The 18,902-nt window shown below is 74.2% G+C and carries 12 protein-coding genes and 3 pseudogenes; 8 read left to right on the top strand and 7 right to left on the bottom strand.

What is annotated here, in order from left to right; all coding sequences use genetic code 11:
* Positions 1 to 79: 79 nt before the first annotated feature.
* The 4 genes from C3V41_RS04680 to C3V41_RS04695 form a co-directional block, all read right to left on the bottom strand.
* Positions 80 to 2,056, bottom strand: a complete 1,977-nt coding sequence (locus tag C3V41_RS04680; RefSeq protein WP_106109305.1) for an ABC transporter ATP-binding protein — start codon at positions 2,054 to 2,056, stop codon at positions 80 to 82.
* Complete coding sequence (locus C3V41_RS04685) at positions 2,053 to 3,786, bottom strand: ABC transporter ATP-binding protein (RefSeq protein WP_106109306.1); 1,734 nt, start codon at positions 3,784 to 3,786, stop codon at positions 2,053 to 2,055. The genes C3V41_RS04680 and C3V41_RS04685 overlap by 4 nt, the downstream gene beginning before the upstream one ends.
* A 164-nt stretch (positions 3,787 to 3,950) precedes the next feature.
* Positions 3,951 to 5,072, bottom strand: coding sequence for a thiamine-phosphate kinase (thiL, locus tag C3V41_RS04690; protein WP_106109307.1), 1,122 nt, complete (start codon positions 5,070 to 5,072; stop codon positions 3,951 to 3,953).
* The gene (locus C3V41_RS04695) at positions 5,059 to 6,240 is read right to left on the bottom strand and encodes a D-alanine--D-alanine ligase family protein (RefSeq protein ID WP_106109308.1); all 1,182 of its coding nucleotides are present in this window, start codon (positions 6,238 to 6,240) and stop codon (positions 5,059 to 5,061) included. The genes thiL and C3V41_RS04695 overlap by 14 nt, the downstream gene beginning before the upstream one ends.
* Positions 6,241 to 6,309: 69 nt before the next feature.
* Here C3V41_RS04695 and C3V41_RS04700 point away from each other — a divergent pair, with 69 nt between their 5' ends.
* Positions 6,310 to 7,005 (top strand): AMIN-like domain-containing (lipo)protein, encoded by a 696-nt coding sequence (locus C3V41_RS04700; protein ID WP_106109309.1) that lies wholly within the window; start codon positions 6,310 to 6,312, stop codon positions 7,003 to 7,005.
* 119 nt (positions 7,006 to 7,124) lie between these two features.
* Here C3V41_RS04700 and C3V41_RS04705 read toward each other — a convergent pair whose 3' ends face one another.
* The 3 genes and pseudogenes from C3V41_RS04705 to murA form a co-directional block, all read right to left on the bottom strand.
* Positions 7,125 to 8,168 carry an NAD(P)H-dependent glycerol-3-phosphate dehydrogenase gene (locus tag C3V41_RS04705; RefSeq protein ID WP_106109310.1) on the bottom strand — a complete coding sequence of 348 codons (1,044 nt, stop codon included), beginning with the start codon at positions 8,166 to 8,168 and terminating at the stop codon, positions 7,125 to 7,127.
* A gap of 302 nt (positions 8,169 to 8,470) precedes the next feature.
* Positions 8,471 to 9,208: pseudogene (locus tag C3V41_RS04710) on the bottom strand (lysophospholipid acyltransferase family protein); the annotation flags it as partial.
* 73 nt (positions 9,209 to 9,281) lie between these two features.
* Entirely contained in the window at positions 9,282 to 10,604 is a 1,323-nt protein-coding gene (murA, locus tag C3V41_RS04715) for a UDP-N-acetylglucosamine 1-carboxyvinyltransferase (protein ID WP_106109311.1), read from the bottom strand.
* A 247-nt stretch (positions 10,605 to 10,851) separates the two neighbouring features.
* Here murA and C3V41_RS04720 point away from each other — a divergent pair, with 247 nt between their 5' ends.
* From C3V41_RS04720 to C3V41_RS04745, 7 genes and pseudogenes are all read left to right on the top strand, one after another.
* Positions 10,852 to 12,177, top strand: coding sequence for a glycosyltransferase family protein (locus tag C3V41_RS04720; protein WP_129591479.1), 1,326 nt, complete (start codon positions 10,852 to 10,854; stop codon positions 12,175 to 12,177).
* Positions 12,174 to 13,406, top strand: a pseudogene (locus tag C3V41_RS04725) (glycosyltransferase); the annotation flags it as partial. The gene C3V41_RS04720 and the pseudogene C3V41_RS04725, both read left to right, overlap by 4 nt.
* Positions 13,407 to 13,625: 219 nt before the next feature.
* A pseudogene (locus C3V41_RS14495) lies at positions 13,626 to 14,102 on the top strand (glycosyltransferase family 4 protein); the annotation flags it as partial.
* The gene (locus C3V41_RS14500) at positions 14,082 to 14,687 is read left to right on the top strand and encodes a glycosyltransferase (protein ID WP_399503400.1); all 606 of its coding nucleotides are present in this window, start codon (positions 14,082 to 14,084) and stop codon (positions 14,685 to 14,687) included. The pseudogene C3V41_RS14495 and the gene C3V41_RS14500, both read left to right, overlap by 21 nt.
* A gap of 64 nt (positions 14,688 to 14,751) precedes the next feature.
* Positions 14,752 to 16,470, top strand: a complete 1,719-nt coding sequence (locus C3V41_RS04735; protein WP_174714797.1) for an ABC transporter ATP-binding protein — start codon at positions 14,752 to 14,754, stop codon at positions 16,468 to 16,470.
* Positions 16,467 to 17,771, top strand: a complete 1,305-nt coding sequence (locus C3V41_RS04740) for a phosphotransferase (protein WP_106109313.1) — start codon at positions 16,467 to 16,469, stop codon at positions 17,769 to 17,771. The genes C3V41_RS04735 and C3V41_RS04740 overlap by 4 nt, the downstream gene beginning before the upstream one ends.
* Entirely contained in the window at positions 17,768 to 18,814 is a 1,047-nt protein-coding gene (locus tag C3V41_RS04745) for a serine kinase (protein ID WP_106109314.1), read from the top strand. The genes C3V41_RS04740 and C3V41_RS04745 overlap by 4 nt, the downstream gene beginning before the upstream one ends.
* The last annotated feature ends 88 nt before the right edge of the window (positions 18,815 to 18,902 follow it).

Here is an 18,902-nt window from a genome sequence, read left to right on the forward strand (position 1 = left end):
TTCTCACGACGAATAAGTACCGTTCTCACGGGAGGAGGCGGGGCAGGGCGGGCGGGGGCGGGACGGGGCGGGCGGCGGGTCAGCCGGTCTCGCCCGCGAACTGGGAGGCGTGCAGACGGGCGTAGGCCCCGCCCGCAGCCAGGAGGGTCTCGTGGTCCCCCTGCTCCACAATGTCCCCGTGCTCCATGACCAGGATGGTGTCGGCGTCACGGACGGTGGACAGGCGGTGGGCGATCACGAAGCTCGTCCGGCCCTGGCGCAGGGCGTTCATGGCCTGCTGGACCAGCAGCTCGGTGCGGGTGTCCACCGAGCTGGTGGCCTCGTCCAGGATGAGCACGCTGGGGTCGGCCACGAAGGCCCGGGCGATGGTGAGCAGCTGACGCTCCCCGGCGGAGATATTGGCGGCGTCCTCCTCCAGGACCGTCTCGTAGCCCTCGGGCAGGGCCCGGACAATGTGGTCCACGAAGCAGGCCCGTGCGGCCGCCTCCACCTCCTCGTCGCTGGCCCCGGGGCGCCCGTAGCGGATGTTCTCCCGGATCGTCCCCCCGAAGAGCCAGGGGTCCTGGAGGACCATGCCGGTGCGGGCCCTGACGTCGTGACGGCTCATGGTGGCGATGTCGCGGCCGTCCAGGAGCACCACCCCGCCGTCGACCTCGTAGAAGCGCATGAGGAGGTTGACCAGGGTGGTCTTGCCCGCGCCGGTGGGGCCCACAATGGCCACGGTGTGCCCGGGCTCCACGTGCAGGGACAGGTCGGTAATGAGCTCGGTGCCCGGGCTGTAGGAGAAGCGCACGTGACGCATCTCGATCACCCCGGGCCCGTCCGGGTCCACGTCGGTGGTGGCCGCCTCCTGCGGGCTCTCCTCCTCGGCGTCCAGCAGCTCGAAGACCCGCTCGGCGCTGGCGGTACCGGACTGCACGGCGGTGACCATGCCCCCCAGCTCGCCCAGGGGCTGGGAGAACTGCTGGGAGTACTGGATAAAGGCCTGCACGTCGCCCAGGCGCATGGACCCGGAGGCCACCATGAGCCCGCCGACCACGGCGATGGCCACGTAGGACAGGTTCCCGATGACCAGCATGACCGGCATCATGATCCCCGAGAGGAACTGGGCGCGCAGGCTGGAGCGGTACAGTTCCTCGTTCTGCTCGGCGAAGGCCTGGCGCACGGCCTGGGTGCGCCCGTAGGTACGCACCAGGGAGTGGCCGGAGAAGGACTCCTCCACACGCACGTTGAGCTTGCCGGTACGGGCCCACTGGTGGGTGAAGGCCCGCTGCGAGCGGGTGCCGACCACACCCGTGACGACGCCCATGAGCGGGATCATCCCCAGGGCCACCAGGGCCAGCTTCCAGGAGATGGAGAACATCATGGCCAGCACCCCGACGATCGTCATGATACTGGTCAGCGCAGTGGACAGAGACTGCTGGAGGGTGTTGGCAACGTTGTCAATATCGTTGGTAACCCGTGAGAGCATCTCGCCGCGCTGCATGCGGTCGAAGTAGCTCAGCGGCAGGCGGTGGATCTTGTCCTCCACGTCCTGGCGCAGGGAGTACAGGGCCCTGACGGTGACCCGGTTGAGCAGGTAGCCCTGCAGCCAGGTCAGGACCGCCGAGCCCAGGTACAGCAGGGTGACCAGCACCAGGATCCGCCCCAGGCGCGGGAAGTCGATACCGGCACCGGGGACCAGGTCCATGGCCGAGATCATGCTGGCGAGGTCGTCCTGGCCCTGGGCCCGCAGCGCGGCCACGGCCTGCTCCTTGGTGGTCCCCGCGGTCATACTGGCGGAGATGACGCCCTCGAAGATGACGTTGGTGGCCCGCCCCAGGATCTTGGGCGCCGCCACGGCGGCCACGACGCCGGCCACGGCAGCCGCCACGCACACCACCAGCTCGACCTTGAAACGGGTCAGGATCCCGATCATGCGGGTGAAGGAGGGCCAGAAGGCCTTCGCCCTGCCCGGGGGCGGACCGGCCTCGGGGCCTCCGGAGGCGGCCAGGGCCTCCTGGGCCAGGGTCAGGTCGTCCTCGGCGAGGACGTCGGTGGTGGTGGGCTCGCTCATGCGGTGGCCTCCGTTCCGAGCTGGGAGGTGACGATCTCGCGGTAGGTCTCGCTGGTGTCCAGGAGCTCGGCGTGGGTGCCCACGCCCACCAGGCGCCCGGCGTCCAGGACGAGGATCTGGTCGGCGTTGACGACGGTGGACACGCGCTGGGCCACGATGATCTTGGTAATGCCCGGGGTGGCCGGCCCCAGGGCCCGGCGCAGGCGCGCGTCGGTGGCCACGTCCAGGGCGGAGAAGGAGTCGTCAAAGAGCAGGACGGCGGGACGACGCACCAGGGCCCGGGCAATGGACAGGCGCTGGCGCTGGCCGCCGGAGACGTTGGTACCGCCCTGGGCGATGGTGGCCTGGAGGGCGCCGTCCATGTCGGCCACGAAGTCGGCGGCCTGGGCCACCCTCAGCGCCTCCCACAGCTCCTCGTCGGTGGCGTCCTGGCGCCCCAGGCGCAGGTTGGTGGCCACCGTGCCGGCGAACAGGAAGGACTGCTGGGGCACGTAGCCGAGCTGGGACCACAGGGCCTCGGGGTCGGCGTCGCGTACGTCCACCCCGCCCACGACCACCCGTCCGCTGGTGGCGTCAATGAGGCGGGCGATGAGGGACATGACGGTGGACTTGCCCGAGCCGGTGGACCCCACGACGGCGGTGGTGGTCCCGGGTGCCACGCTCAGGCTCAGGTCGGTCAGGACGTTCTCCTGGGCGCCGGGGTAGGCGAAGCAGACCTTGTCCAGCTCCACGGAGCCGGGGGTCGGGAAGGTGGTGACGGCGTCGGGCCGGGTGGTCAGGGTGGGCTCGGTGGCCAGGACCTCGCTAATGCGCTCGGCGCACACGGCGGCGCGCGGGATCATAATGGTCATGAAGGAGGCCATGACAATACCGATGAGGATCTGCATGAGGTAGGCCATAAAGGCGATGAGGGTGCCCACCTCGGTGCTGCCGTTGCCCACCTGGTGGCCCCCGAACCAGACGACGCCCACGATCGTGAGGTCCAGCAGGAGCATGACCAGGGGGAACAGGAGGACGAAGAGCTGGCCCACGCGCTCCCCGACGTCGGTAATGCCCTGGTTGGCCGCCCGGAAGCGCTCCCTCTCGGCGTCCTCGCGCACGAAGGCGCGCACGACGCGGATACCGGTGAGCTGCTCGCGCAGGACGCGGTTAATGGTGTCCAGCCGGTCCTGGTAGGAGCGGAAGAGCGGGACCATGCGCGAGACCACCAGGACCACCGCCAGGAGCAGGACGGGCACGGAGACGGCAATGAGCCAGGACAGGCTGGGGGCCCGGCGCAGGGCCATGACAATGCCGCCGACGGCCATCATGGGGGCGGTCACCAGCATGGTGCACGACATCATGACGAACGTCTGGACCTGCTGGACGTCATTGGTGTTGCGCGTAATGAGGGAGCCCGAGCCGAAGCCGGAGACCTCCCGCTCCGAGAAGTCCCCCACGCGCTCGAAGACGGCTGCGCGCAGGTCGCGGCCCATGCCCATGGCGGCGCGGGCGGCGCACCAGGTGGCGGCGATGGTGGCGGCCCCCTCGAGCACGGAGACGACGAGCATGAGGCCGCCGGTGCGCCAGATGTAGCCGGTGTCACCGGTGGCCACGCCCTTGTCAATGACGTCGGCGTTGAGGGTGGGCAGGTAGAGGGCGGCCATGGTCTGGACGAACTGGAGGACCAGGACGCCCACGAGCAGGCCCGTGTAGGGGCGCAGGTGCCTGCGCAGCAGTCGAGTGAGCACGCACGGAACATAGCAGCCTCACGCCACGTGAGGGTAAAGCGCGGGTCCGGCCGGACCCACGGACCTGCCCGGGGCGTGGCGGCCCGGGCTGCCGCGTCCGGCCCGCGTGGCCCGGCTCAGTGGCCCAGCGCGGTCTGCCGCACCCGGCTCGGGCTGCGTCCGGCTCAGTGGAAGTGGTCCCAGCCCATGGAGGCGGGGGCCCTCCCCGCGACCAGGACCCCCGCCGTCGTAAACCCTGGAATCCCGCCAACGTAGCGGGCCCTCCCCGCGACCAGGACCCCCGGGGCCTGCCCGGGGCGCGGGGCGTGGACGGACCCGATGACGCGGGCCCCCCGGGGCAGGTGCCCCAGGGACGAGCGCGGCAGCGTGGACAGCATGCCGTGGTCCTCTCCCCCGGTCAGGACCCAGGTGCGGGCCAGGGCGCGCGCCCCGGCACGGGAGCCCGGGGCGGCCCCGCCCCGCCCTGCCAGGAGCAGGGCCACCGGCTCCAGGAGGGCGAGGTCGGCGTCCAGGGCGCCTGGTGCGTCCGGCTCGTCGATCTGGGCGACGACGCCGCTGGCCCGTGCCAGGCGGTCCGCGTCACGCACCAGGGAGTCCGAGACGTCCATCATGGCCGTGGCCCCGGCCAGCGCGAGCGCGGGGCCAGCCTCCAGCGGCGGGCAGGGGACCCGGAACAGCTCCCGGCAGCGGGCCGCCGTACCGGTCAGGTCGGCGTCCCCGTACCCGGCCTCCAGCAGGGCCAGGCCCGCCGCGCCGCACCCCAGGTTGCCCACGTGGACCAGCAGGTCGCCGTCGTGCGCCCCACCGCGCAGCACCGGGGGACGTCCCCGGAGATCCCCCATGACAGTGACCGACACCATAATGGACTCCCCGCTGGACAGGTCCCCGCCCACCACCCCGACGCCCAGGGGGGCGCAGGCCCGCCCCAGGCCCCGGGCCAGGTCGGTCACCCAGGACACCGGGGTGTCCCCGGGCAGCACCAGGCCGACCACCAGGGCCACGGGGACCGCCCCCATGGCGGCGACGTCGGCGAGGTTCTGGGCGGCGGCCCGTCGCCCCACCTGCTGGGCGCTCATCCAGCCGGTACGGAAGTGGCGGCCCTCGACCAGTACGTCGGTGCTCACGCAGTAGCGCCCGTCAGGGGCGGCCAGGACCGCGCAGTCGTCCCCGACACCCACCAGTGCCGCCGGGCTGGGGGGCAGCAGCGGGGCCAGGGCGGCCAGGAGCCCGGTCTCACCCAGGTCCGAGACGGTCCCCCTGGCGGCGGGCGCCTCAGCGGTTGACATCCGCAGGGCGCTCCAGGGCCAGCTCAATGAGCTCGGTGATCAGGTCCTGGTAGTCCAGGCCGGAGACCTGCCACATGTAGGGGTACATGGAGAAGGGGGTGAAGCCGGGCATGGTGTTGACCTCGTTGACGACGGCCGTCCCCTGGGGGGTGAGGAAGAAGTCCACGCGCGCCAGGCCCTCGCCCCCCAGGGCCTCGAAGGCCCGGGCGGCCGTGGTCATGAGCTGGTCCCGCTCCTGGGGACGCAGCGGGGCGGGGCAGACCATGTCCACCGCGTCGTGCGCCAGGTACTTGGTGCGGTAGTCGTAGAACTCCCCGGCACCGTGGGAGACGTCCATCCTGATCTCCCCGGGCTCGGCCACGCGCGGGGCGGCGTCGCCGTGACCGCCCAGGACCGCGACCTCGATCTCGCGGCCGAAGACCCCGGACTCGACCAGGACCTTGGGATCCACCTCACGGGCGGTCCCAATGGCGGCGGACAGGTCCTCGGGGCGGTCGACCTTGCTGATACCCAGGGAGGAGCCGGCGCGGGCGGGCTTGACGAACAGGGGGTAGGCCAGGGCGGCGCACGCCTTAAGGACGGCGGCCGGGTCGTGGTGCCATGCGCGGGGGGTGACCACCACGTGCGGGGCGGTGGGGATGCCCGCGGCGTTCAGGAGCACCTTGGTGACCTGCTTGTCCATGCCGGCGGCGCTGGCCAGCACCCCGCAGCCCACGTAGGGCAGGCCCATCATCTCCAGCAGGCCCTGGATGGTGCCGTCCTCCCCGTAGGGGCCGTGCAGCAGGGGCAGGACGACGTCGACGGCCCCCAGCAGGTGCGTGCCGGCGGGGGTGACGGCGCTCAGCGCCCCGCCGCCCGGGCGCATGGTCAGCTCGCCGCGTCCCAGGCCCGTGGCCGTGACCTCCACCGGCGGCTCGTCCCCGCGCAGCTCCAGGGCTGCGGGGTCGTCGTCCACCAGGACCCACTGGCCCTGCCGGGTCACGCCAATGGGCAGGACGTCGTAGCGCCGGCGGTCAATGGCGGACAGGACCCCGGCGGCGGTGGCGCAGGAGATGGTGTGCTCCCCGCTGCGGCCCCCGAAGACGACGGCGACGCGCGTCCTGCGCCCGCCAGCAGGGTTCGAGTTCGAGGGGGAGGTGACGGGGAGGGTCTGGGGTGTGTCAGGCATAGTCCCACGCTACCGCGCCGTGACACCTATCCTGGATAACGCATCCGGTTCCTGACGTGAGGAGAACCCATGACACGCCACGCGCTCGCCCCCGCCCTGGTCATGCTGCTGGCCGGTGCCCTGGCCCTGGGCGCCTGCGACACCCACCCCGCCGCGAGCCCGTCGGACCCGGTACCCGAGACACCCGCCACCGGGACCGCTACCAGCACCTCCACCGCCACGGGCGGCAACGCGCCGCTCGCACCCGCCACCTCGGCACCCCCGCTGTCCCCCGACGAGAGGACCGCCTCCAACGAGCCCGCCTGGGGCACCGGCGAGCAGGGTCAGGAGGCCTCCGCGGGCTCCCAGCTCGTGATCACCGACATGCGCGTGGGCTCCCACGACGAGGACGGCCGGGAGTACGACCGCATCGTCCTGGAGTTCGCCGGGGAGGGGACCCCAGGCTGGCTCCCGCCGCAGTGGGTCACCCAGGCCTCCACCACCGGCAAGGGCGACCCGATCAATATCAAGGGGGACCACCTCCTGGTCGTCAAGGGCACCGGCATGGCCGGCGTCCCCGACGCCGACCAGCAGGCCCACAGCTACAAGGGCCCGCGGGAGCTCAACCTGGACGACAGCCCCCAGGGCGACGAGATCGAGGGGGTCCACCTGGACATGCCCTTTGAGGGCGAGTTCCAGCTGGTGCTGGGCACCGACTCCAGGACCTACCGGATCTTCACCCTGTCCGGCCCCACGCGCCTGGTCATTGACGTCGCCGACGACTGACCGCGGCCCCGCGGCGCCAGCCGTCGTGACCCCGGGGACGGACGCCTGGGCGCAGACCGCGGCGTCGGCCCCCTGCCCACCCCGGGGACGGGCAGGACGGGGCGGGCAGGCGGCACCGCTCAGAGCGGGGCGGCGTTGACGCCCTCGGCCTTGCGCGGGCGCGACAGCAGCGCGTCAGAAACCTCCCTGACGGAGGCCCGGCCCTCCACCACGGCCACGACCCCGGCGGTGATGGGCATCTCCACCCCGTGGGTGTCGGCCAGGTCCAGCACGGCCCGGGCCGACTTGGCCCCCTCGGCCACGCCCCGGGAGACGGCGGTGGCCCGGGCCACGCTCATCCCCTCCCCCAGGCGGCGGCCGAAGGACTGGTTACGGCTCAGCGGGGAGGAGCAGGTAGCCACCAGGTCCCCCATGCCGGCCAGGCCGGAGAAGGTCTCCGGCCGCGCCCCCAGCGCCAGGCCCAGGCGGGTGATCTCCACCAGGCCGCGGGTAATGAGCGTGGCCTTGGAGTTGTCCCCCAGCCCGCGCCCGGCCGCCATGCCCACCGCGAGCGCAATGACGTTCTTAACCGCGCCGCACAGCTCCACGCCCAGGACGTCGTTGTTGGTGTAGGGGCGGAAGGTGGCGGTGGCGCAGGCGGCGGCCACGGCGGCGGCGGTGTCCTGGCTGGAGGAGGCCACCACCGTGGCGGTGGGCTGCCTAACGGCGATCTCGTCGGCGAGGTTGGGGCCGGAGACGACGGCGACCCGCTCCCCCGGGACCCCGAGCACCTGGGCCAGGACCTCGCTCATGCGCATCCGGGTGCCCAGCTCAATGCCCTTCATGAGGGAGACCACCAGCGCACCGGGCTCGACGGCGCCTGCCAGGGGCTCGATGGCGCCGCGGGCCAGCTGGGAGGGCAGGGCCACCACCACGATCCCCGCGCCCGCCACGGCCGCACGCATGTCGGTGGTGGCCCTCACCTCCGGGGGCAGGCTCAGGCTGGGGGCGTAGCGGCTGTTGGTCCCCGAGTTAATCTCGGCGGCGACCTCCTGGCGGCGGGCCCAGACGGTGGTGGGGGCACCGGCCTCGGCCAGGAGGCTGGCGAAGGTGGTCCCCCAGGCCCCCGCGCCTACGACGGCGGCGCGGGAGGGGAGCTGGTGCGCGGTGTGGGTGGGGTTCACTGCGGGTCCTCCTGGGCGACGTCGTTCTGCGCGGCTCCCGGGGCTGCGGGGGCCTCGGCCTGCTCGGGCGCCTCAGCCGGCTCCGGGGCAGCTGCCTGCGGGGCTCCCGGGGCCTTAACCGGCTCAGGTGCCACGGCCGGGTCGGAGACGGCCGGCTCCGGGGCCCCGGCCGGCTTGGGACCAGCTGGTGCCACAGCCGGGGCTGCGGGGGCCTCGGCCTGCTCGGGCACCTCAGCCGGCTCCGGGGCAGCTGTCTGCGGGGCCTCAGCCGGCCCAAGGGCACCCGGATCCTGAGCCTGCCCCGGCAGCGGGTCGGGCCTGCGTACCCCGATCCTGCCCTTGCCGGGGTCGCCGTCGTAGTGCATGTCGTAGGGGCGGGGCGCCTTCTCGCCGCGCAGGTCCTCCACCAGGTGGGTAATGGCCTCCATCATGGCGGCGGTGCACTGGCGTACGGCCTCGTGGTCCTGGGTGTCGGAGCCGAACCGGGACAGGTCCAGGGGGGTGCCGATCTTGACGCGCACCTCCTTGCGCGGGAAGGGGTGGAAGATCTTGCCGTAGGTGTGGAGGACGTCCTGGGCGCCCCACTGCCCCACAGGGACCACGGGGGCCCCCGAGACCATGGCCAGGCGGGCGGCCCCGGTCTTGGCGACCATGGGCCACTGGAGGGGGTCGCGTGACAGGGTGCCCTCGGGGAAGATCATAATGGCCCCGCCCTCGGCCAGGACCTTCCTGGCGGCCTCCAGGGACCTGGCCGCGTCCCGGGTGCCGCGCTGGACCGGGATCTGCCCCCCGGCCCGCAGGATGGCGCCCAGGACGGGGACCTTGAACAGGGTCGCCTTGGTCAGGGAGTAGACGGGCACGTCGGCGTCGACGAAGGCCCGCATGGCGGTCAGGGAGTCCAGGTCGGTGAGGTGGTTGGCCACCGCGATAAAGCCGCCCTCGGAGGGGATGTTCTCGGTGCCCTCCACGTGCTGGCGGGAGACGGCCTTGAGGAAGGGGATGATCGCCCCGCGCGCGGCGAGGCGGTAGAACGGGGTCATAGGGCGCTGGGTCACGCGCTGAGCCTAGCCGCTCGGCCGCCGTGGCCCCTTTGAGGAACCGTACAAGCCGGTCTCAGGCCAGGCGGGTGACATTGGCCTCCAGGCAGCCGAGCTTGTGCATAAAGTGCTCGTAGCCGCGGTCAATGAGGTTAATGCCCTCCACCCGGCTGGTGCCCTGGGCGGCCAGGGCGGCAATGAGGTGGGAGAAGCCGCCGCGCAGGTCGGGGACCACGATGTCGGCGCCCGTCAGGGGGGTGGGGCCGGAGACGACGGCCGAGTGGTAGAAGTTGCGCTGCCCGAACCGGCAGGCGCTGCCCCCCAGGCACTCGCGGTAGACCTGGATGGTGGCCCCCATCTTGCACAGGGCGGCGGTGAAGCCGAAGCGGTTCTCGTAGACGGTCTCGTGGACGATCGACAGGCCCTCGGCCTGGGTCAGGGCCACCACCAGGGGCTGCTGCCAGTCGGTCATGAAACCGGGGTGGACGTTGGTCTCCACCACGATGCTGCGCAGGTCCCCGCCGGGGTGGTAGAAGCGGATGCCGTCGTCGCGCACGTCAAAGGCGCCCCCGACCTTGCGGAAGATGTTGAGGAAGGTGGTCATGTCCCCCTGGTGGGCGCCGTGCACCAGGATGTCGCCGCCGGTGGCCAGGGCGGCGGAGGCCCAGGAGGCGGTCTCGATGCGGTCGGGCAGGGCGTGGTGGTTGTAGCCCACGAGCCCGTCGACCCCCTCGACGTGGATGGTGCGGTCGGTGTCCACCGAGATAATGGCGCCCATCTTCTGGAGCACGTCCACCAGGTCCAGGATCTCTGGCTCGACGGCGGCGCCGCGCAGCTCGGTCAGGCCCTCGGCGCGCACGGCGGTCAGCAGGGTCTGCTCGGTGGCGCCCACGGACGGGTAGGGCAGGTCGATGACGGTCCCGTGCAGCCTGTCGGGGGCGGTCAGGCGGATGCCCTGGGCCTGCTTGTCCACGGTCGCCCCGAACTGGCGCAGGATCTGCAGGTGGAAGTCGATGGGGCGGTCCCCGATGCGGCAGCCGCCCAGGTCGGGGATAAAGGCCTCCCCCAGGCGGTGCAGCAGGGGCCCGCAGAAGAGGATGGGGATGCGTGAGGACCCGGCGTGGGCGTCGATGTCGGCCATGTGGGCGGACTCGACCTTGGAGGGGTCCAGGCGCAGGACGCCCTCGGTCTGGTCGTAGTCGATGCTCACCCCGTGCAGGGCCAGCAGGCCGGAGACCACGTCGACGTCGCGGATGAGGGGCACGTTGCGCAGCACCGAGGGGGTGGCCCCCAGCAGGGCCGCGACCATGGCCTTGGGCACGAGGTTCTTGGCCCCACGTACGGTGATCTCGCCGGTGAGCGGGTGTCCGCCCTCAACCTGAAGCAGACCGTCAGCCATTGTTTCCTCCGGGGGTGGGTAGGCCCCGCGGGGTGGGCGGGGTCGCCCCAGCATAGGTGCCCGCGCACCCCGTCGTCCGTCCCCCGCCGGTGACAAGGACCTGCCGACGGCGAAAACCAGCTGGTCAGGGCGTTCCGCCCGTCACCGGCCACCGGGACACGCCGACGGGCACAGGGGCCGCAGGAACCTAAGGAAGTTCTCACACAGGCCTCACAGGCCTGTAGCCTCCGCCTCCCAGACTCGGGGTATGAGCCAGACAGCACCCTCACCCGCGCCCCTGCGCGTCGTGCTCTACTCCCACGACTCCCTGGGGCTGGGGCACCTGAGGCGCAACCTCGCCCTGGCCCACGCCCTGGCCCAGGACCTGCCCGCCCTCAGCGGCCGGGACGTGGCCGGGCTGCTGGTGCGCGGTCTCACCCCGGGGGTGGACCTGCCCCTGCCGCCGGGCTTTGACTGGCTCACCCTGCCGGGCGTGGCCAAGGGCCCCGGAGGGTATGAGCCCCGTCACCTAGGGACCGGTACCGCTGACCTGCTGGCCCTGCGCTCGGCCCTGCTGGAGACCGCCCTGACCTGTTTCGGCCCTGACCTGGTCGTCATCGACCGCCACCCCTACGGGGTGCACCGCGAGCTGCTGGCCCCGCTGCGCCGCCTGAGGCGGGCCCGTCCCTCCTGCCAGGTGGTCCTGGGGCTGCGGGAGGTCCTCGACTCACCGGGGTGCGTGCAGGCCGAGTGGCACCGCCTGGGCGACACCGGTGAGCTACGCCACCTCATTGACCACGTCTGGGTCTACGGCGACCCCGCGGTCCACGACCTGCGCCGCAGCGGTGAGGCGCCGACGGCGCTGGCCGACCGGATTACCTACACCGGCTACCTGGCCGCCGGCCGCGCCCGCACCGACCGGCCCGAGGCCCTGCTCACCACCCGCCCCTACGTGCTGACCACCACCGGCGGCGGCCAGGACGGGGCGGTCCTGGTGCGTGCCGCCCTGGGGGCGAGGATCCCGCCCGGCCACGCCCACGTCGTCGTGGCCGGCCCCCAGGCCCGGGCCCGTGACCTGGCCGACCTGACGCCCCGGGCGGGGACGCGCCTGCTGCGCTGCCTGCCCGGCCTGAGCCTGCACATCGCCCAGGCCAGCGCGGTCATCGCCATGGGCGGCTACAACACGGTCAACGAGGTCCTGGCCTCCACCACGCCCGCGCTCATCGTCCCCCGGGAGGCCCCCCGCGCCGAGCAGCTCATCCGCGCCCGGGCGCTGGCGGCCAGCGGCGCCGTCGACCTCATGCGGGTGGCCGATCTGAGCCCCCAGGCCCTGTCGGAGTGGGTCCACCGGGCCGTGGGCCGGCACCGGGACCGCTCCCACCTCAGGCGCGACGGCCTGGCCCGGGTCGCCCGCCTGGCCGCAGACCTCCTGGCCCCCTCGGCCGGGGCCAGGGGCCCTGGTCCCGCAGGGCCCACTGGCCCCGGGGTGCGCCCCGTCCCGGCCCCCCGTACCCGTCAGGCCCCCGCCCGGGGGCGCCCTTCCCACCAGCGGCCGGCCGCCCCGGCCACCACCAGCCCCAGGAGCACGTCATGACCACACCCCACGTCGGCTACGTCCTGAAGGTCTACCCCCGGTTCTCCGAGACCTTCGTCGTCACCGAGATCCTGGCCCGTGAGGCCCTGGGAGACCGCCTGAGCGTCTACGCCCTGCGCCCCACCACCGACTCGCGCTTCCACCCCGAGATCTCCCGGGTCAGGGCCCCCGTGCGCCGGGTGCCCCGCCCCCACCTGCTGGAGAGCCTGTGGACCTGCCTGGGCGCGGGCCTGGACCAGGAGCCGGTGCGGCAGGCCTTCTGCGAGATCCTGCCGGTGCTGGCCGGCCTGCCGGGTGAGGACGTGGCCCAGGGCGTGGCCCTGGCCCAGCAGGTGCGCGCCGACGGCGTCACCCACCTGCACGCGCACTTCGCCTCCCTGGCGGGACGCACCGCCTGGATCGCCTCCCGACTGACCGGCGTGCCCTACACGGTGACCACCCACGCCAAGGACATCTACCACCGCGACGTGGACCGCACCTGGCTGCGCCGGGTGTGCGGGGACGCCGAGCGGGTCATTGCCATCAGCCGCTTCAACCGGGACTTCCTGGAGCGGGTCCTGGAGGGCAGCGGCGCCCGCGTGAGCCTGCAGTACAACGCCCTGGAGCTGGACCGCTTCCCCTTCCGCGCCCGCCCCGCCCCGGGCCCCGACCGGCCGCTGCAGGTCCTGGGGGTGGGCCGGCTCGTGCCCAAGAAGGGGTTCGGGGACCTCGTTGACGCCGCTGCCAGCCTGCGCCGCCGCGGCGTAGAGGCCCAGGTCACGGTAGCGGGCGAGGGCGAGCTGCGCACCCCCCTCCAGGAGAGGGTGCGCGAGGCGGGCCTGGAGGGGGCCGTGACCTTCCTGGGCGCCCGCACCCAGGCCGAGGTCCGCGACCTGCTGGAGCGGGCCGACGTCCTCGTGGCCCCCTGCGTGGAGGCCGAGGACGGCAATATCGACGGCCTGCCCACCGTGGTGCTGGAGGCGATGGCCTGCGGCACCCCGGTGGTGGCCACCTCCGTGTCCGGCCTGCCCGAGGTGGTCCAGGACGGTGTCACGGGGATCCTGCTGGAGCCCGGGGACGTGGGCGCCCTGGCCGACACCCTGGCCGACCTGGCCGCCGGGAGGCGGGACACCGCCGCCCTGGCCAGGCGCGCTCGCGCCCTCGTGGAGGAGCGCTTCGACTCCCGCCGGCAGGCCCGGCGCCTCTCACGCTGGGAGGGCGGCACCGGCCGGACGCCCCAGCCCGACCCGGGGCCCGCGCGCCCCGGCTCGGGCTCCCCGGCCCGGCCCGAGGCCCCCACCCACTCGGACGCCCCCACCAGGCCGGACGCCCCCACACGGCCCGAGGCCAGCCGCACGGACCCCGCTGGTCCCGCCGCGCCCTGCCACACGGCCCCCAGGGCCCTGAGGGTCGCCTACCTCAGCGTGGACCCGGGGGTCCCCGTGTTCGGTACCAAGGGGGCCTCGGTCCACGTCCAGGAGGTGGTGCGTGAGCTACGCGGACGCGGGCACGAGGTGAGCGTGTACACCACCCGGGCCGGTAGCCGCGTCCCGGCCGACCTGGAGGACCTGCGCGTGGTCGAGGTGCCCCTGGGCCCCCACCCCGGTACCGCCGCCCGGGAGGCGGCCCAGGCCCGGGCCTCCCGGGAGCTGGCCGCCCGGGCCGAGGCCGACCACCCCGACCTGGTCTACGAGCGCTACTCCCTGTTCTCCCGGGCCCTGAGCCAGGTCACCGCCACCACGGGGGCCGCCAGCGTCCTGGAGGTCAACTCCCCCCTGGTGGACGAGCAGCGCACGCACCGGGGGCTGTGCGACGCCGAGGGGGCCCTGGAGGCCCTGCGCGCCCAGGTGGGGGCGGCTGGCCTCACCCTGTGCGTCTCGGGCCCGGTGGAGGCCTGGGTCCGCGGCCGCTGCCCCACGGGCAGGGTGCGTACCCTGCCCAACGGGGTCAATACCGTCCGGATCACCCCCCGGCCGGAGGACCCCGACCAGGTGGTGGTCACCTTCGTGGGCACCCTCAAGCCCTGGCACGGGGTGGAGGACCTGCTGCGGGCGGCCGCCCTGGCCAGGGAGCCCTGGAGCCTGCGGGTGGTGGGCGACGGGCCCCAGGGCCCGGCCCTTCGCTCCCAGGCGCGCGAGGACGGCCTGGAGGTGGACTTCCGGGGCGCCGTCGCCCCCGAGCAGGTGCCCGACCACCTGGCGGGGTCGGCCGTCGCGGTCGCCCCCTACCCCGAGCCGACTACCGGGCAGGGGCACTACTTCTCCCCGCTGAAGGTCTACGAGTACATGGCGGCGGGCCTGCCGGTGGTGGCCTCCGCGGTGGGCCAGCTCCCCGGTGCGCTGGAGGGCTGCGGCCTGCTGGTCCCGCCCTCGGACCCCCAGGCCCTGGCCGACGCCCTGGACGCCCTGGCCTCCGACCCGCGGCGCCGGCGCGAGCTGGGACAGCGGGCCCGGCAGGAGGCGGTGGAGCACCACTCGTGGTCCCGGGTGGTCACCCGGGCCCTGGAGCTGGCGGGGGTGGACAGTGCCTGAGAACCGCGGCGCCCTGCGCAGGAGCCTGCACCTGGTCGCCCCCGACCTGCGCCCCCAGTGGGGCATGGTCCTGGCCGGGGTCCTCGCCCTCATGCTGGAGGTGGGCTTCCGGGTCATGGAGCCCTGGCCCCTGAAGATCGTCATTGACGCCCTGGTCTCCTCCCTGAAGGGGTCCGGCTCCCCGGGGGCGACGGTCCCCTTCCTGCTGCTGTGCGGACTGGTCCTGGTGGCAGTCACCGCCCTGCGGGCCCTGTGCAACTACGTGGCCACCATGTGCTTCGCCCTCATTAGCTCACGGGCCGCCGCTCGTCTGCGTGAACGTGTCTTCTGCCACGTCCAGGGGCTGTCCCAGCAGTTCCACGCCCGCAACCGCAGCGCCGACACCGTCCAGCGGATCGTCTCCGACGTCGCCCGCCTCCAGGACGTGGCCATCCAGGCGGGGCTGCCGCTGCTGGCCAACGTGTCCACCCTGGCGGTCATGCTGGGGGTCATGGTCCTCCTCGACCCGGTGCTCGCGGTGGTCGTGGTGGCCGCCGTCGGCGCCTTCTGGCTCACCTCCCGGGGCGCCGGGGCCCGTATCACCCAGGCATCGCGCCGTACCCGCCAGGGCGAGGGGCGCCTGGCCGACACCGCCCAGGAGTCGCTCAGCTCCATCGCCGTGGTCCAGTCCTACGGGCTGGAGGACCTCATCGCCCGACGCTTCGCCAGCGCCAACCAGGTCTCCCTGCGCCAGGGGGTGCGGGCGCTGTGCCTGTCGGCCCGCCTGGAGCGCGGCACCGACGTCATCGTGGGCCTGGCCACCGCCGCGGTCATGGTGGGCGGGGGCGTGCGGGTCCTCCAGGGCGCCATGTCCCCCGGGGACCTGGTGCTGTTCACCACCTACCTGCGCACCACCATGAAGCCCCTGCGCGACATGGCCAAGTACACCGGGCGCCTGGCCCGGGCCGGGGCCTGCGGGGAGCGGGTGGCCGACCTGATGGGCCGCACGCCCCAGGTGACCAGCCCCGCCGCCGCCCTGGTCCCGGCCCGGCTGCACGGACACGTCCGCCTGGAGGACGTGCGCACCGAGTACGACGGCGTGGAGGTCCTCCACGGGGTGAGCCTGAGCGTCTCCCCCGGCGAGTACGTGGCCGTGGTGGGCCCCTCCGGGGCGGGCAAGTCCACCCTGGTCTCCCTGCTGACCCGGGCCCAGGACCCCGTGGGCGGCACCGTGTCCCTGGACGGCTACCCGCTCCAGGCCCTGGACCTGGGGCTGCTGCGGGCCAGCGTCTCGGTCCTGCACCAGGAGGCCCTGCTCCTGACCGGCACGGTGGCGGAGAACATCCGTATGGGACGTCAGGACGCCACCGACGCGCAGGTGGAGGCGGCGGCCCGGGCCGCTGGCGCCCACGGCTTTATCACGGACCTGCCCCAGGGCTATGACACGGTGGTCGGCGAGCGCGGGGGCACCTTGTCCGGGGGGCAGCGCCAGCGGGTCGGCATCGCCCGCGCCCTGCTGCGCTCGGCGCCCGTGGTGGTCCTGGACGAGGCCACCACCGGGCTGGACCCCCACTCCGCGTCCCTGGTCCTGGACGCCGTGGACCGCCTGGTACGGGGACGGACCACGATCGCCGTGACCCACGACGCCGAGGTCGCCGTGCGCGCCACCAGGGTGGTGTGGCTGGAGGAGGGCCGGATCCTCATGGACGGGACCCCGCAGGAGCTGGCCGCGACCTCCCCTCGTTTCCGTACCTGGCTGGACAGCCGTCGCGCCACCAGCCTGGCCGGCGGAGGCGTGTCATGAGCGCGTCCGCCTCACCCCCCAGCGAGGTCGCCGTGCTGGAGGCCGCCCTGGATCCCGCCTGGCTGACAAAGCGCTGCGGCCGCCCGGTGCGGGCCTCCCGCCTGCGTCTCAAGCCGGGGGTGTCACTGGCCCTGTCCCTGGTGGACGCCTGCCGGGGCACGCCCGTGGGCTGGGCCCGGTTCCTGTGGCCCCGGGCCCGCAGCCGGGCCAGGTCACTGGCCGCCTGGGCGGGGGCCCAGGGGCTCGCGGTCCACCAGCGGGACTGGTCCGGGCTGGTCCTCCAGTGGGGCGGCCTGGCCAGCGACCCGGCTCTGGGACGGGTGGTCGCCTCCAGCCTGGGCCCCTGGGCCGCGGCCCTGCCCGGCCTGGAGGGGCCCGGTGGCACGGGACCGGGCGGGGCGGTCGCTGAGGCGCCGTGCGACCCCCCGGCACAGGGGGACCCACCGGCGCCGGGGGACCTACCGGGCCGCCGGGGAGCCCCCGGGGCCGAGGGGACCTTCCAGGTCATGCGTCACAACCCCTTGCGGCGTCTGGTGATACGAGCAGGTTCCTACGTGGTGCGCCTGAGCGCCCGTCCCACGCCCTGGGGGCCGGCCCCGCTGTCCGAGCTCGCCGCCCTGGTGCCCACCCCGCCCCCGGTGGAGCTGCCCACCAGCCCCGCCCCCGGGCTGCCCGCCCAGGTCAGGGGTGAGGGCGGGGTCCACGTAGCGGCCCAGGCCCTCACCGGTGACACCGACCTGGGGCGCTGCCCCGACCCGGAGGCCACCTACCGGGCCGGGACGCTGCTGGCCCGGCTGCACCGCGCCCGCCCCGTCCCCGGTGGGGCCCTGGAGGCCGCCCTGGGGCCGGCACCCGACGCCGGGCGCGCCCTGCGGGCCCACGCAGGCGTCCTGGACCACCTGGACCGGACCCTGGCCGGGCGCGCCCGGGCCCTGGTCGGGCGTCTTCCCCGCTCCCCGGTGGGACCAGGTGTCCTCAGCCACGGTGACGCCTCCCCCGACCAGGTGCTCCTGGAGCGCGCCTCGGGCCTGGTGTGGCTGACCGACTTCGACCGTCTCTGCCTGGCTGAGCCGGCCACGGACCTGGGCTCCTACCTCTCGCAGGTGGACCCGGAGCTGGGGCAGGCGCTGCTGGACGGATACCGCGCCGGCGGAGGGCTCCCGCCCAGTCCCGCCGAGCGCGAGGCGGCCCTGACCCGCAGCCTCGTCCTGCGGGCGGCCGAGCCCCTGCGCGCCGCCGATCCCGCCTGGCGCCAGGCGCTGTCCGCCACGCTGGAGGACCTGGAGGAGCGCTGCCCATGAGACCCCTGAACGTGCTGCGCCGCACCGAGGGCGTCCGCCGGGCCTGGCCCGCGTCCGACGGCGGGCTGACCTTTGAGACCACCGACGCCCGGGGCCGCCTGCGGGCCGGACGGGTCACACCCCGGGGGCAGGTCCACCTGGTCCCCTACGCCACCGACCCGGACCTGCCCGCCCTGGGGCCCCGCCCGCAGGGCCGCCTGGTGGTCCACCGGCTCTCCCGCCGCGCGGTCGTGCTGTCCCCCACCCGGGCCGTGAGGATCCTCAGGCCCGCTCGGGTGGACAGGACCCTGGAGGTGGGGGCCGCCATGGCCGGCCTGTGCACCCGGGCCGGGGCGCGGGCCGCGGTGGCACGCCCGGCCGGCGGGGGCGCCACCACCCAGCCGCTGCTGGAGGGGCGGAGCCTGCATGACCTGGGTGCGGGGGCGCTGCCCGCCTGGCAGGCCCTGGCAGGCACCTGGCCCGCCCTGGCCTCCCTGGCCGACTCCCCCCAGGCGCTCTCGCTGCCCCGGCACACCGCCTGGGACGAGGCCCGGGTGCTGCGCGGCTGGCTCACCCAGGTCCGGCGGCACCGGGCCGTGGGCCCCCTGAAGGCGCTGGAGCGCGCCGTGGAGGCGGCCTGCACCGCCCTGGTCCGGCAGGACGCGCCGGTGCGGACCACGCCCCAAACGGGTGCCGGGTCCCGGGGCAGGCCGGTGACCGAGGTCCCCAGTCACCGTGACCTGCACGACAAGCAGGTCCTGTGGGACGGCCGCACCCCGGGCCTGCTGGACCTGGACACGGCCGCCCGCGCGGAGGCCGCCCTGGACGTGGGCAACCTGCTGGCCCACCTTGAGCTGCGCGCCCTGGCCGGCTCCCTGCCCGCCGAGGCGGCCCGGGCCGCGGCGGGGTACCTGCGCGACGCCGTCGAGCACCTGCCGACCACCCCTGAGCGCACCGAGGTCTACACGCGCTCCGCCCGCCTCCGGCTGGCCTGCGTGTACGCCTTCCGCCCCGCGGCCGGCCCCTGGCTGGACGCCTGGCTGGACCACGTCCTGGGCACCTGAGGGCCCGGACACCCCACGACCCACCCACCGACAACCGACCACCCACCGACCGCCAGATCCGCGCCCCGGCGCGGCAGGACACCCGACC

The sequence above is a fragment of the Actinomyces sp. oral taxon 897 genome, assembly GCF_002999235.1.
GTDB lineage: Bacteria > Actinomycetota > Actinomycetes > Actinomycetales > Actinomycetaceae > Actinomyces.

Excerpts from the sequence above, each read along its gene's own strand:
- C3V41_RS04680 (WP_106109305.1), bottom strand. The coding sequence starts at position 2,056 with ATGAGCGAGCCCACCACCACCGACGTCCTCGCCGAGGACGACCTGACC.
- thiL (WP_106109307.1), bottom strand. The coding sequence starts at position 5,072 with ATGTCAACCGCTGAGGCGCCCGCCGCCAGGGGGACCGTCTCGGACCTG.
- C3V41_RS04695 (WP_106109308.1), bottom strand. The coding sequence starts at position 6,240 with ATGCCTGACACACCCCAGACCCTCCCCGTCACCTCCCCCTCGAACTCG.
- C3V41_RS04700 (WP_106109309.1), top strand. The coding sequence starts at position 6,310 with ATGACACGCCACGCGCTCGCCCCCGCCCTGGTCATGCTGCTGGCCGGT.
- murA (WP_106109311.1), bottom strand. The coding sequence starts at position 10,604 with ATGGCTGACGGTCTGCTTCAGGTTGAGGGCGGACACCCGCTCACCGGC.
- C3V41_RS04720 (WP_129591479.1), top strand. The coding sequence starts at position 10,852 with ATGAGCCAGACAGCACCCTCACCCGCGCCCCTGCGCGTCGTGCTCTAC.
- C3V41_RS04735 (WP_174714797.1), top strand. The coding sequence starts at position 14,752 with ATGGTCCTGGCCGGGGTCCTCGCCCTCATGCTGGAGGTGGGCTTCCGG.
- C3V41_RS04740 (WP_106109313.1), top strand. The coding sequence starts at position 16,467 with ATGAGCGCGTCCGCCTCACCCCCCAGCGAGGTCGCCGTGCTGGAGGCC.
- C3V41_RS04745 (WP_106109314.1), top strand. The coding sequence starts at position 17,768 with ATGAGACCCCTGAACGTGCTGCGCCGCACCGAGGGCGTCCGCCGGGCC.